Source organism: Nitrococcus mobilis Nb-231, from assembly GCF_000153205.1.
Taxonomy (GTDB): domain Bacteria; phylum Pseudomonadota; class Gammaproteobacteria; order Nitrococcales; family Nitrococcaceae; genus Nitrococcus; species Nitrococcus mobilis.
Map to the genome: position 1 here is coordinate 1,103,702 of NZ_CH672427.1, position 12,052 is coordinate 1,115,753.

At 61.9% G+C, this 12,052-nt stretch carries 17 protein-coding genes; 6 read left to right on the forward strand and 11 right to left on the reverse strand.

The genetic code is table 11. The features are described from left to right. Nucleotides 1–3 precede the first annotated feature (3 nt). Entirely contained in the window at nucleotides 4–201 is a 198-nt protein-coding gene (locus NB231_RS04980) for a type II toxin-antitoxin system Phd/YefM family antitoxin (protein ID WP_040661843.1), read from the reverse strand. 113 nt (nucleotides 202–314) lie between these two features. On the opposite strand from NB231_RS04980, the gene NB231_RS04985 reads away from it, so the two are divergent. After that, nucleotides 315–524: a hypothetical protein gene (locus tag NB231_RS04985; protein ID WP_005000287.1), complete on the forward strand. Its 210-nt coding sequence runs from the start codon at nucleotides 315–317 to the stop codon at nucleotides 522–524. A 9-nt stretch (nucleotides 525–533) separates the two neighbouring features. Here the strand turns inward: NB231_RS04985 and NB231_RS04990 are convergent, their stop codons facing one another. From NB231_RS04990 to NB231_RS05010, 5 genes are all read right to left on the reverse strand, one after another. After that, nucleotides 534–2,099 carry a conjugal transfer protein TraG N-terminal domain-containing protein gene (locus NB231_RS04990; RefSeq protein WP_005000289.1) on the reverse strand — a complete coding sequence of 522 codons (1,566 nt, stop codon included), beginning with the start codon at nucleotides 2,097–2,099 and terminating at the stop codon, nucleotides 534–536. A gap of 184 nt (nucleotides 2,100–2,283) precedes the next feature. Further along, nucleotides 2,284–2,514, reverse strand: coding sequence for a TIGR03758 family integrating conjugative element protein (locus NB231_RS04995; protein ID WP_005000292.1), 231 nt, complete (start codon nucleotides 2,512–2,514; stop codon nucleotides 2,284–2,286). Nucleotides 2,515–2,592: 78 nt separating this feature from the next. Continuing rightward, a complete protein-coding gene (locus NB231_RS05000; protein ID WP_005000293.1) occupies nucleotides 2,593–2,850 on the reverse strand; it encodes an integrative conjugative element protein, RAQPRD family in 258 nt (85 codons plus the stop codon). Between the two features lie 124 nt (nucleotides 2,851–2,974). Then, nucleotides 2,975–3,400 (reverse strand): putative toxin-antitoxin system toxin component, PIN family, encoded by a 426-nt coding sequence (locus NB231_RS05005; protein ID WP_005000294.1) that lies wholly within the window; start codon nucleotides 3,398–3,400, stop codon nucleotides 2,975–2,977. Nucleotides 3,401–3,405: 5 nt separating this feature from the next. After that, entirely contained in the window at nucleotides 3,406–3,633 is a 228-nt protein-coding gene (locus NB231_RS05010) for a ribbon-helix-helix domain-containing protein (RefSeq protein ID WP_005000296.1), read from the reverse strand. Between the two features lie 555 nt (nucleotides 3,634–4,188). On the opposite strand from NB231_RS05010, the gene lpxI reads away from it, so the two are divergent. Together lpxI and NB231_RS05020 are read left to right on the forward strand one after the other, a co-directional pair. Then, nucleotides 4,189–4,374 (forward strand): UDP-2,3-diacylglucosamine diphosphatase LpxI domain-containing protein, encoded by a 186-nt coding sequence (lpxI, locus tag NB231_RS17435; RefSeq protein WP_269593430.1) that lies wholly within the window; start codon nucleotides 4,189–4,191, stop codon nucleotides 4,372–4,374. A gap of 397 nt (nucleotides 4,375–4,771) precedes the next feature. Then, the gene (locus NB231_RS05020; RefSeq protein WP_040661849.1) at nucleotides 4,772–5,725 is read left to right on the forward strand and encodes an IS5 family transposase; all 954 of its coding nucleotides are present in this window, start codon (nucleotides 4,772–4,774) and stop codon (nucleotides 5,723–5,725) included. Between the two features lie 481 nt (nucleotides 5,726–6,206). Here NB231_RS05020 and NB231_RS05025 read toward each other — a convergent pair whose 3' ends face one another. The 4 genes from NB231_RS05025 to NB231_RS18310 all read right to left on the reverse strand — a co-directional run bounded on the left by NB231_RS05025 (nucleotide 6,207) and on the right by NB231_RS18310 (nucleotide 11,190). Further along, nucleotides 6,207–9,020: an eCIS core domain-containing protein gene (locus NB231_RS05025; RefSeq protein WP_005000300.1), complete on the reverse strand. Its 2,814-nt coding sequence runs from the start codon at nucleotides 9,018–9,020 to the stop codon at nucleotides 6,207–6,209. Nucleotides 9,021–9,254: 234 nt separating this feature from the next. After that, the gene (locus NB231_RS05030) at nucleotides 9,255–9,599 is read right to left on the reverse strand and encodes a hypothetical protein (RefSeq protein ID WP_005000303.1); all 345 of its coding nucleotides are present in this window, start codon (nucleotides 9,597–9,599) and stop codon (nucleotides 9,255–9,257) included. A gap of 15 nt (nucleotides 9,600–9,614) precedes the next feature. Further along, nucleotides 9,615–10,643 (reverse strand): IS1595-like element ISNmo1 family transposase, encoded by a 1,029-nt coding sequence (locus tag NB231_RS05035; protein ID WP_005000306.1) that lies wholly within the window; start codon nucleotides 10,641–10,643, stop codon nucleotides 9,615–9,617. Between the two features lie 256 nt (nucleotides 10,644–10,899). After that, complete coding sequence (locus NB231_RS18310) at nucleotides 10,900–11,190, reverse strand: hypothetical protein (RefSeq protein WP_005000307.1); 291 nt, start codon at nucleotides 11,188–11,190, stop codon at nucleotides 10,900–10,902. On the opposite strand from NB231_RS18310, the gene NB231_RS19405 reads away from it, so the two are divergent. Then, nucleotides 11,152–11,319, forward strand: coding sequence for a hypothetical protein (locus NB231_RS19405; RefSeq protein ID WP_232210544.1), 168 nt, complete (start codon nucleotides 11,152–11,154; stop codon nucleotides 11,317–11,319). The genes NB231_RS18310 and NB231_RS19405 overlap by 39 nt on opposite strands. 39 nt (nucleotides 11,320–11,358) lie before the next feature. Continuing rightward, complete coding sequence (locus NB231_RS05045; RefSeq protein ID WP_005000308.1) at nucleotides 11,359–11,544, forward strand: hypothetical protein; 186 nt, start codon at nucleotides 11,359–11,361, stop codon at nucleotides 11,542–11,544. A 70-nt stretch (nucleotides 11,545–11,614) separates the two neighbouring features. On the opposite strand, the gene NB231_RS18940 is transcribed toward NB231_RS05045, so the two are convergent. Next, a complete protein-coding gene (locus NB231_RS18940) occupies nucleotides 11,615–11,848 on the reverse strand; it encodes a hypothetical protein (RefSeq protein WP_005000309.1) in 234 nt (77 codons plus the stop codon). Between the two features lie 11 nt (nucleotides 11,849–11,859). Between NB231_RS18940 and NB231_RS05055 the strand changes: the two genes are divergently transcribed. Further along, a complete protein-coding gene (locus tag NB231_RS05055) occupies nucleotides 11,860–12,051 on the forward strand; it encodes a hypothetical protein (RefSeq protein ID WP_005000310.1) in 192 nt (63 codons plus the stop codon). Nucleotide 12,052 lies beyond the last annotated feature (1 nt).

Here is a 12,052-nt window from a genome sequence, read left to right on the forward strand (position 1 = left end):
TGGTTAAGCTCCTTGTCTTTTTGCGTTCGGGCCTTGAGGCATTGAGGGATCCTCCAACTCCCTGAGACGTTCGTATTCCTCCACCGAGAGCACGACGACGACAGCGCGTCCGTGCTTTTCGATGGTCACAGGTTCGGCCCTGGCCGTATCGAGCAGGAAGCCGAATCCGTTCTTGGCGTCCTTGGCGGACATGTGTTTCATGAAAACGCCCTTAATGGCTCTTTTGGCTATAATGGACGAAACAAAGTCTTGACACAAGGCGGTTTTTGACTGAGCAAATGATTCCTGTGAGGGGAAGTTCGACTACGGCAAGCATGATCAACAGTTGCATCAAGGCTACTCGGGCATTCGTTGAGTTCGCAGCTGGAATGGCTGCAACTTTCATCATATTGTTTGCCGAGATTAAGGATCGGTCTGACGATGATCGCCGGGTTCAAGACGCCGATATGACAGGTGAAATGAACTACCGCACCGGTCGCCTCGATTCGGGCGCTGACCCCTATGGTTGGTACGACGAAGACTGACCCGTTGCGCTAGCGACGCACCATGCGCCCTGCAGTATTCTTGCCCAGCGCCCCTCCCTGTTGCCCCGCATCCTCACCACGACGAGCGAGTGGTGACGATGCGTCGCTGATCGTCCGCCCCACCTTTACGCCTGCCCACGCCATCATCCCGCTCCATAGCAGCGGCAGCCCCAGGTAGAGGCTCGTCGTAATCATGTTGAGCAGTATGCGCTTGGCATCATGCTCGCCCGGATTGGCGAAGATCTGCAGGAACACGTTCACGTTCGGGTACATCGAGAGGATCAGGTTCTGATCCACCCACATGGCCAGGTACCAAAGCACGCTCCAGAACTTGACCGTGAAGACCGCCATCGCGCCGGCCACCATCATCGACAGCGAGTAGCGCGACAGGACGACGATCATCGGCAGCAGCGCGTAGATGCCGAGTAGCATCAGCGCTTGAACCATCGGCAGCGCCTGCAGCACCGCGGTCATGGTCACTGAGAAAAGCCCTGAGGCGACGAGCACGCCGCCCGTGGCGAGACCGCCCTTGGCGATGTTTTCGGCCGTGGCGAGCCAGCCGGTGTTGGCCGTGTTGCCGGCCACGAGCTCATTGCTGGACCAGGAGGGCGGCGCATTGTTGAGCACGGTGCGAACGACGGCGTCTTCCTGCTGCTCGCTGGCCAGGATCGGTGCCACCGCGACGACCAGGCCCGAGAACCCCGCCGAGGTCGCGCCCGCCTCGTTGATGAGCTTCTCGCGCACGCCTTGGGTGCCGTCCTCCCACCACTCCTTGCACGTGGGCTTGCCCCAGGTGGGCGGCGATGCCGGGTCGTACTCGGTATCGCGGGCCGGGTTGTAGGCCCAGCCCGGGATCTGCTTCGACGGGCGCAGGGTTTCGTAGTAACCGGCTGTGTCCCGGTAGACGTGCGAGCCCATCCAGTCGGGGTCATCCTCACCATAGGTCGTGAGGATCCCGGCCACCGCGGCCGTCGCCAGCCGTTCTGCTTGAAACTTGGAGCGTGCGGCCACGTAGCACTCGCTGAAGAAGTCGCTCGTCTCCTGGCGCAGCCGTGGATCGGCGATCGTGGCGAGTCGTGCCTGTTGCTCGTAGGTCCGCAGGTCGCTGGCCGCGGGTAGTCCTTCGATCACGGCGTGATTGAATCCGGAGCTCATCGCCAGCACGGCGTACCACCAAACCGGAATGTTCACGGTCGCCGGAGAGCCATTGAATCCGGCCGCGCCATAGGTGCTCTGCGGTGCCGCCACCGTGGCGGTCGCCGGCGTCGGGTCGCTGAGCGTGGGCTGCGGTTCGTAGTTCAAGGTCCCCGCATTCAACGGTGTCAGCGCAGCCGGCTGACCCGCCAGCACCACGACGAGCAGCGCGAGAAACAGCTCGATTTCCATGCGCCGCAGTGAGAGTCCCGTGACTGCGCCGAACTCGCCGCCCTCGGCCGGGTCGCGCCAGTTGTCGATCAGGATGCCGAGGAATGGCAGGTACACGATGCCGGTGCCAACCAGCACGTCCCACAGCACGCCGTAGAAGGCCCAGCCGAACAGCGTCGTGAAGAGTTCGAGGTAGCTGTCGACGCTCATGCGACGGGCCCCGAGATCGCGCCCAGAAAGCGCACGATAAGGTTCTGCCCGAGCACAAGCTCGATGACGAGCAGCCAGCCGATGACGCGCCAGCGCAGCGCCATCCAACGTGCATGGGTACGGTCGTCCTTACCGTTGGCTCCGGCCCAGAGTGCCGCCTTCCAGTCCGGTTCCGGTCACCCCGTCACCGCAGATAGAAACCGAGCACGAGCAACACGATGCTCGCTCGCAGCGCCGCCCAGACGAGGTCGAACAGCGCAACCTGCCCGCCCTGCCAGGCTCGAAGCGAGCCGATCGTCACCCACATCACCCAGACGAACGTCAGCACCAGGACCACACTCGCGATGGTCGTGAGCAGCGTCCCCAGGGTGACGCCGGAGCCGGACTGAAAGGTGGCACTCTGGGCAGCGGTCATGGGCGATTCTCACTGCCGGTAGTCGCCGCGCAGCGGCGGGAACGTCCGCGGCTCGATGCGAGGCGCGCCGATGCGTTCCTAGATGCCGGCGCGAATGCGCTCGAGGTCCCGGCGCAACCAGTCGTAGCGGAAGCGAATGCGGGCGTCGGGGCTGGCCTGGGACTCAGCGGTCGCGATCAGCGGAGCGAGTGCTTCGATCTCGTGGATCAGGCGTGCGAGGGTTTCACGTTCGGCGTTGGGATCGGCGAAGGCCGCTCCACACAGGACGAAGGCCCCTGCAATCAAGGTCAGCAATCTGGGCTGCCGGAGGTGAGTTTTGCACGGCGCGCGTTCCATACTGCGCATAATCCATACGCCGTGTGTTCCGCCATAGTGGAAACGCCATCGATGCCCGTCGTGGTTTACTGTCTATGATCAGAGTGCTGTGAAGCGGGACGGTCGGGAGTCGGTCGGAGAGCGCTCAGTCCGCGGGCGAAACCCCGAGGAGCTCGGCAAAGGCGCGTGCCGTGATGATCTGCACGGCTTCGACTTTGCCGAGGGACAGCAGATCGCGCTGGTCGCCTGTCACCAGATAGTCGGCCATACCGGCAATTGCGGTGGCCAGTATGGGATTGTCGTCAGGGTCTGGCGATAACTCCACCTTCGGTAGATCTTGCAGTACGGTGGCCTGGCGCCGCAGTCCGTTCACCAGCGTGCCCGCCTCGGCGGGCTTGAGATACTTGCGCAGTTTCGGATAGCGGGAAACCCGGCGGAGCTCGTCGAGCTGCCACTCAGAGGTGATCACTTCGAAGGCTTTCTTACGCCAAGCCCGATAGATCAAGTCGGGCGGCGTAGCAGACGTGATCAACGCGGCGAGCAGGATCCCGGTGTCAAGAACAACCCGCAAAACTGTTAGCCGTTGGCCAGAGCTTCGTCGATTGCCTCCAGGATCTCATCTTGCGAGTACTCCCGGTTGCGCTGCTTGACATCCTGCACCGTCAGTTCGAACAGGCGCGCCTGGACCGCCTCTTCGACAAACTGAGAGAGGTCGCCCTTTTTCGTGCCACGCCGGCCCAGGTAGGCCCGCAGGGCCTTGTCCACATCGTCCCGCACGACGATAGACCATCGGACGTTGCTCATCTGTGCTCTCCAAGGTGATTCGCGGTTCAGCCTTTACGCTTATACGCATAAGCGCACAAGTGCTATAGGCAGTATAAACCACCTTTTCGTCCAACAGCACCGCTTCCTCGCGTTTGTCGGGCGCCCCGGCCGGCCGTCGCTCTGACTCGCGATTTGCCTCTGAGCAGCATCCGGCACTTAAATCCACCCCGGCGAGGGCTTGCTGACCACTCGTCTTCGCGGCATCGCCCCGCGGGCCAGCCGCCGCCGTTGCCACACCGCGGGCATCACAACCCTGGATGATCATCCTTTGGGTAATCCGGTCAGTCGAACAGCCGTGTCTGGGGCAGCTCCTACGGCATGGCAATCGCTGCGAGACTTTGGCTGCGGCGGCTTTCGCGTCGAGGTGGGCGAGGATCTTCTCTATCACTACCGGACCTTCGATGCACACAATGATCCGCGCTGCCCTCAAGGCGAATTTGTTCTCATGGCCCAGTTGTGGCTGTTCCGGCTGAATGAGCGGTTAGCCTCAAGTAGTCGAGCACTTGGCGTGGCCGACGTGCGAGTTGGCGCATCATTTACCAAGACGAGCGTTTCGACGTCCCGTGTATCGGTCCCGACACCATCGAGGTCGCCGCCGAGGCCGGCGTGCAAGGGATCGTCATCGAGGCCGGCAAGACCTTGCTGTTGGGCAAGGAAGAGATCGAGCAAAAAGCCGCCGATCTGGGTGTGACGGTGTTTGCGTATTCGTCGGGGGTGTAGACGGCCGGCAAGATGACGCGTCACAGGCCCCTCCGGTATGCTTTGTCGAGAAGACCCGAAAACCCTGAGACGAAATAAATTGCCAGGGTGGCGATTAGCAGTGTGACCACGATAATCGTCCGCGCGCGCCGATTGCGCACACACGGAATTGAGATCAGCCAGGGTACTAGAAATGGCATCACAAGCATTCCCCCAATGGCGAGGGTCCGCGGAATCATCACGCTCTCTCCCCTCATCGACCGTGGGAGAGAATCGATTATGCCCACATAGAATATCGCCACCACAAATGCCGCGACTAAAGCGATTGCTGAAATCGCAACGCCCGTTAGGGAAACTCTGAACTATTCCCGGCCACGCCAGTATAATGGTGGCATTGTCACCGACCCAGGCGGAACCGATGAAACAAACCACCTTTGCTTCGATGAGTTTTGCGGCCAAGAAGCGGCGCACGCGCCGGGAGAAGTTTCTCGCCGAGATGGAGCAGGTGGTGCCTTGGGCAAAACTGGTGGCGCTCATTGAGCCGCACTACCCCAAGGCGGGCCGGCGTGGCCGCCCGCCGATGCCGCTTGAGTCGATGCTGCGTATTTATTTCATGCAGCAGTGGTACACGCTCTCCGACCCGGCCATGGAGGATGCGCTCTATGAGATCGAGTCGATGCGCCGCTTCGCCGGGCTTGAGCTCATCGACGACGCGCTGCCCGACGAGACCACGATTTTGAAGTTTCGCCGCCTGCTGGAGCGCCACGGCCTGACTGCCCAGATGATGAACGTAATCCACGACGTGCTCGCCGAGCGCGGGGCGCTGCTCAAGGGCGGCACTATGGTCGATGCCACGATTGTGCACGCTCCGGCCTCGACGAAGAACAAGGCGCGCCGGCGCGACCCGCAGATGCACCAGACGCGGAAGGGCAATCAGTGGTATTTCGGCATGAAGATCCACGTGGGGGCCGATGTCAACAGCGGCCTTGCTCACACGGTTTCGGTGACTGCAGCCAACGCCTCGGACATCAGCCAATTGCCGCGCCTGCTGCGCGAGGACGACCGCGCGGTCTTTGGTGATAAGGGCTACGTCGATAACACCCTTAAGCGCGCGGCGCGCCGGGCGGGTGTCTACTGGGGCGTGTCCTTGAAGGCAAGCTCCAAGCACAAACTCACCGGTGCGAACAAGCGCACCAACCGCAAGCGCTCCTCGGTCCGTGCCCGGGTGGAGCACATTTTCCGGGTGATCAAGCGCCAATTCGGTTACACCAAGGTGCGCCACAAGGGGCTTGTCAAGAACGCCGCACAGGTGTTCACGCTGATCGGCCTGACGAATCTGTATCTGGTGAGGAGGCAACTGATGACGAGCTGACAGGCAAACTCCGCCTGCTTGCTCCGAAAAGGGGTTCAGCGGCGCCAAACGGCCCCGTAAATCAGCACTCGGCGGCGGGAAACCGAGCATTTTTACCCTTCCTCTCGTCAGAGACGAATGCGCTTGACTTCAGCTCGAATAGTTCAGACGTTCCTTAGAAAATCAACGTCGCTAGCCGTTTCGTCGGCCTTATCCATCTATTTGTCATCCCGCTTTCGCTTCCGGGGCGGGGAGCTTCCGGTCTGGGACCGCCGGCGTGCGCGCGATTGGACACATCTCGTTTAAACTGCTCTCTAGACTGTACCTCAAAATAGATTACCAACGGAAGCTTGGCGGTTGGAAATCAGGCGCATTCGCGCGGGGTGCGGATCCGGCCAAAACGGTGCAGTTGCGGCGTTCCCGCTCGGCCGAGGGTGCTTACCCACGCCCTCGCGGCGCCTTGCATCTGCGCCGTTTTGGCTCGGCCGTTTGGCCATCTATTTCAAGGTACAGTCTTGAACTTGCCTCTCGCGCCCGCGGCCTGGTACGCGTCCATCTGCTGCTTGAACATCGGCACGGTCTTGCAGAACTTCACGAGCGCGTCCTGTTTCGGCGTCAGCTTCCCACCGATCGCCTTGAAGTGCAGGATGCCGAGCGCAACCCGCGCGATGGGATGCACCGTATGGCCCTGCTCCAACGTGAAGAGAAACTGTGGCTTGCGGGGGAGAATGGCCTGCGACTTGGCCAACGTCGTGACGACGCCAGGCTGCGCGAGCTGGATGAAGAGCGCCGCGAGCGCCCCGGCCTTGTCCACCAGCGGATCGAGCGCGGGCGCGAGCTTCGCTTGGTCGCCCGCGACCGGTGCAAGCGCATCCACGAGCGGATCGAGCTCTTTCGCCCCGCGGTCGAAGGTCTCCTGATCGCGGTAGAACCCCTTGTAGCGCGCCTGTTGGATGGCCTGAACGTTTTCCGAGTACGCGGCCGGGTCGGTCTTCTTGAGCTTCGCGACCTCCGGCGGGATATCGAGCTTCAACCCCCAATCGACCGCGGCCAGGTAGCGCCTCCACGCCTGGCCGCGGAACCTCTTCTGCGGATCCTTGGTCGAGCCGAGCGCGACGGTTACCGCCGGTCCCACGGTGTAGGGCAACCCGCGAACCGCTCCATACTGAGGCGCGACCTGGGTGAGCGGATCGCCGCGCTGCGGCGGGCTGACCTGGTCGTTGTTGACGACGTAGTACTCGCCGGTCGATTTGTCGGTGATGACTAGGGTGACGTGCCCGAGCATGGTGGTGAGGTCGAAGGTCACGTGGAGCTTGGAGTCGCCGCGCTTGACGGTCTGATAGACGTCCCAGGCGACCGAGAGCGCATAGACACCACAGTCCCGCTCCGCGCGACCGGCGAGATCGGTCGGCATGTCGCTATCCAGGTAGCTCTTCCCCCAGTCGCGCACGTTGTACCGGGTGTGGATCGTGAAGGCTCGTAGGTAGCGCCCGATGAGCGCCATTAGCGACCCCAGCGCGCCGGTGCCGGATTGCTTGAAGACGCCGTACATGATTCGCCAGACCTTCTGGCGATCAGCGGTCTTGTTGAGGTCGATCGGCTTGTTGCCAAACGCCTTGCGGATCTCCGGCTGGCGCCCGATTTCGGCCTGGAAGTCGGTCTGCGCCATGAGCGCGCTCTGTAGCGCACCTAGGTTCTGGACCTGGACGTTGTTGCCGATCTCCTTGGGTGATGGCAGGCCCGGTAGTTGAGTGAGCGTGGTCTCGGCGTGGTTCGCGCCGTGGAGCGTGAGACCCGGGCCCTTGGGCGTATCGGTGTCGCTGACCTCCGCGATCTCGACCGGATCCAAGATCTCCGTGGAGATCGACCCCGCCGTCTGCGTGTGGCCCCATGTGTGCTTCTTCTTGATCGCCTTGTGGAGTTTGGCGGAATTGGCGCGGGCTTCGGCTGCGCCCTTCGTATCCCCCGCGGCGAGCGCTTCTCTCTCGAGCACAGAGTAGACGCCGTAGATGTCGCGCATCTGGTCGTAGATGCTCTCCAGATCGGAGTACTGCGCGGAGCGTGCGAGCATACGGGGGAGTGTCAAAGCACTCCGAAGTTCCGGGTCCAACTGCGTTTGTGCCGCGCTCTCCGTCTTGAGCACCTTCGCCCGCTTCTGGGGCGCTTCGAGAGCGTAGTACGAGAGGATCTCGTTCGCCACCCCAAGGAGGCTGACCGCCTGCTCGTGCTCGCCCGCCCGCGCTGCTTCCTTGCCCAGGGCGATGAGGACACCCGGATCGCTGGAGGCCCACGAAAGCGAGGTGCGCGACGGCAACGCGGCGCCTTCGCTGACGAACTGGATCATCCAGACCGAGCGGACCTCACCGAGCAGACTGGCGGCCAGAGCCGGCTCGCCTTGGCGCTGCAGCCAGTCCACCACGTCGATGCCATGGTTCAGGATATCGTCGAAGTCGTGCGGTGCCGTGGCGAGTTCGCGGGCGAGTGCCGTGGCCTTGGCGATGTCGGAGCCGTAGCGGGCGCGCTCGAACTCAGGCCAGATCTCCTTGAACGACTTTGTCGGCTTAAACGGGAGGGCGGTAGGTGGCGCGGCGGCGATCGCGAGGCGCGCTCCGGGCGTGGGTCGCTCGAGTCCCCGGGCTGCGGCATCGGCTTCTCGCTCTTCGGCGCCACCGGGAGCCGTCCGCGGAAGAGCTTGGCGTTGCCACCCGAAGAGCGAGTCGACCACAGGTGAGCGGGGCAGTCGTTCGGGCAGCGGGCGGGGAGCTTGAGCGGCACCCGACTGCTGGACCGTGTGGGCAGCTTCGTGGGCGAGGATCTGCTCGCCATGCGGCGTTGTCAGATGCTGGGGCGACCCTTGGGCGGTTGTCTGCGCGGTCTTGCCCGAAGCGGCCCCTAGGACGATGTCCTGTCCAACGGTGAATGCCGGCGCCCCTACCGCGGTCGCCGCACGTTCCGCCGCTGGCCCGCGATGAATGCGCACGTCGCCTACTCGCGTGCCAAGAATCGACTCTAACCGCGCACGTGTTATCGTCGCGAGCGGCTCCCCGCCGCCCGATTGCTGATTGCCCTTTTGGTATATCGGGATCCGGCTGAAATCGTGACGAAATCTAGCTGCACTTTGATTGCTGGACTCGATTTCGAGGCTTTCAAGATCACCCCGTAGTGACCGCTGCGCTGCTTGGTTACCGATCGCGCGTTGTGGGTGAAGGTTGGAGTGCGCTTCTCGGTGCTTTCCAGAAGGCATCCGGCTGGCCTTCGCAGATTCGGCAGGCTTGGTCTGCTGGGTTGCTCCCGGTTTCTGTGCAAACGTCCGCATGGTATCTCCTCCCGGTCATCAGATGCCAACCTGAAGGTCTGCCACAGGCTACCTGAAGCCGCACCCTGAATTGCAATGTTCCCGTTCTTGTCGTCATTTCAACCTTCGCCTCCCGGCGGGCAGGTCATCGACCCAGCAATGGCGTCATCAGACTTTGCCTGTGCCTAGGAGAGAGAATGCTTGCCGGGATGTCGGCGCGTCGCTCGTCTGGAAACATCGCAAGCCCGAACGAATTTACTCCGCCTTCAGGCGCGTCTTCATATCAGTGTATGCAGTTTCGATTAGCTTCATCAGAGCCGTGGCATCGGGGGTCTGTCCGGACCTTAGTTTTACATGGCGCATGAACTTGCCAGTGCTATAGGCAGTATAAACCACCTTTTCGTCCAACAGCACCGCTTCCTCGCGTTTGTCGGGCGCCCCGGCCGGCCGTCGCTCTGACTCGCGATTTGCCTCTGAGCGGCATCCGGCACTTAAATCCACCCCGGCGAGGGCTTGCTGACCACTCGTCTTCGCGGCATCGCCCCGCGGGCCAGCCGCCGCCGTTGCCACACCGCTGGCATCACAACCCCGGATGATCATCCCGTGCTTATCCGGTTAGCTCCCAGAGCTACTAGATGTAGTGGGCCGAGACTTTTCGGCGTAAAGCTCGGCGTAGGTTAGCGCGGTGACATCACCCGCAATGCCAAGCAGGGAGCGGAATGCGTTGAACGGGTAGAAACGGCGGTTGAAGCGAAAGGTGAACTCATCGAGGTACGCCTGTAGATGCTGCGGACTGACTCCATGATGGATACCGCACAGCCAGGTCTTGAGATTTGAGAATACGAGATGAATGATGGGCATGAACTCTTCGGCAACCTGTGGATCACCCCGCTGCGCGACGGCGGTGTGGAGATAGTTGCGCGAAGCCAAGCCAGCGTACCCGCTCCAGTCATCGGTAATGATTCTTGTGCCCGGTGCCACGGCGCTCTCGATGAAGCGGCCGAGCGATCGGGCGCTGCGGTCTGGAACCAGAGTCAGGCGCACACGGCCAGCATAACGCCCGCTCTTCCGCTTGTTGAGGCTGCTGTCAGAGCGTTTGCGCTGGCGGACTTCGACGGCACCAGCCACGATCGCCATGTCATGAACGCCCCGTCCCTTGCCGCGCGTACGGCCACCCACCCAGGTTTCATCGGCCTCGACGACTTCTTCCGCCCTTCCGCCGATTCGATCCTGATCGGGACGAACCATGCCGACGCGAAGCTTGTGAAGAATCTGGAAGGCGGTCTCGTAGCGCGACAATCCGAGTTGCCGCTGGAACTGCACGGCCGATATGCCCGGCGTTTGGCTGGCCACCAAGTAAGCCGCCCAGAACCACACCGAGAGCGGCGTGTGCGTGCGCTCCATGACGGTGCCTGCGGTAAGGCTGGTGTCGCGGCCGCAATGGCGACATCGAAGAACGCCGGAACGATTGGCAAAGCGATATGGCTCATCAGCCACCCCACAGTGACGGCACGCGAACCCGTCGCTCCATCGGGCGTGTTCAAGATAGGCAGCGCAAGCCGCCTCATCCGGAAAGAGGCGCTGAAATTCCGACAACGAGCGTGGGAACCGCAAATCATCCCGCTCAAACACCTCGAAAGCCACGGTTGCTCCAGTGTGATGCAGAGGCTCAATATACTATCGGTGGTGGGCGTGGGAGACAACCGGATAAGCACGGATCATCCTTTGGGTAATCCCGTCAGTCGAACAGCCGTGTCTGGGCCAGCTCCTACGGCATGGCAATCGCTGCGAGACTTTGGCTGCGGCGGCTTTCGCGGCGAGGTGGGCGAGGATCTTCTCTATCACTACCGGACCTTCGATGCACACAATGATCCGCGCTGCCCTCAAGGCGAATTTGCTCTCATGGCCCAGTTGTGGCTGCTCCGGCTGAATGAGCGGTTAGCCTCAAGTAGTCGAGCACTTGGCGTGGCCGACGTGCGAGTTGGCGCATCATTTCAGGGATGTATTGCCCGGGCTTTGGGAAGTGCTTGAGCACGCCGATGGCGAAGCGGCACAGCCGTGTCACGTTGGCTGGTCCATGGCCGGTGCGGATCTGGCCGCGATCCTCGTTATAGTTCCAGTCGCTGATGTAGTGCAGGCTTGCAATAGACCAGTGGCCCCGATTGATAGCCAGTACTTGTTGCGGTGTCATCTGTTGCGGCGTTCGGCTGGTGAGGCCGACGAGAGTCTCGCAGCTGTGTTTAGCGGTTTTCTTTTCGGTGCGCTCGCGCTCGATCAACCCGACTTGACCGACGTGTGGGAAGTCGAGGTAAGTATTTAGTGCCGTGCCACACTCGATACATCGCTGCTCGATGCGCCCATGCGCAAGGCCGGCCGGTTCAGCGTAATCTGGCGCGCCCCGTCGTTCAAAGAGCAGGCGGATAGCCTCGGCCAGGGTTTTCTGATTGTCTTTGGCCGTGAAGTGATAATGCGCATCGTGTGCGACGATCTATTCAGCCAGGGCGCGCTGGGTAAGCAGGGCATCAGCGGTGATATCGCGCCCTGAGATATCACAGGTCTCGAGCAGCGGGATGGCCCCGCCGATTTCGTTGGTGCGCTTGGCCTCGTCTGTGTCATTACGCTTCAGCGTGCCGACTTTTTTGGGCGGCGCAGTGCTTCGATGCGTGCCCGATCAGGCTTACGATATGGGTCCGCGCCCCGGTGTGATCGACGCCACCCTTCATGATTTTGCCATCCATGGCCAACGCCTCCTCTGATGAGTTGAGCTGAGCGGCCTGCCAGACTTGTAGGCGCCGATCCAGAGCCTTTGGGCCGAGGCGCACCAAGCAATCGCGGATGTAACTTCTCATTAACCCCGGGCGTGCCGACGCTCAATCCTGACGAAGGCGTCTGGGCGCGCGTGAAGCAGGAAGTCGGCAAGCAAATCGTGCTCAGTAAAAATGACTTATTGGAGAGAACAAAGGCGGCGCTGGAGAAATTCGCAGCCATGCCTCAGGCCGTTATAGCCATTTTCGGCCAGCCCTATTTCCGCTCTGCCGCCGAAACCGAATGAG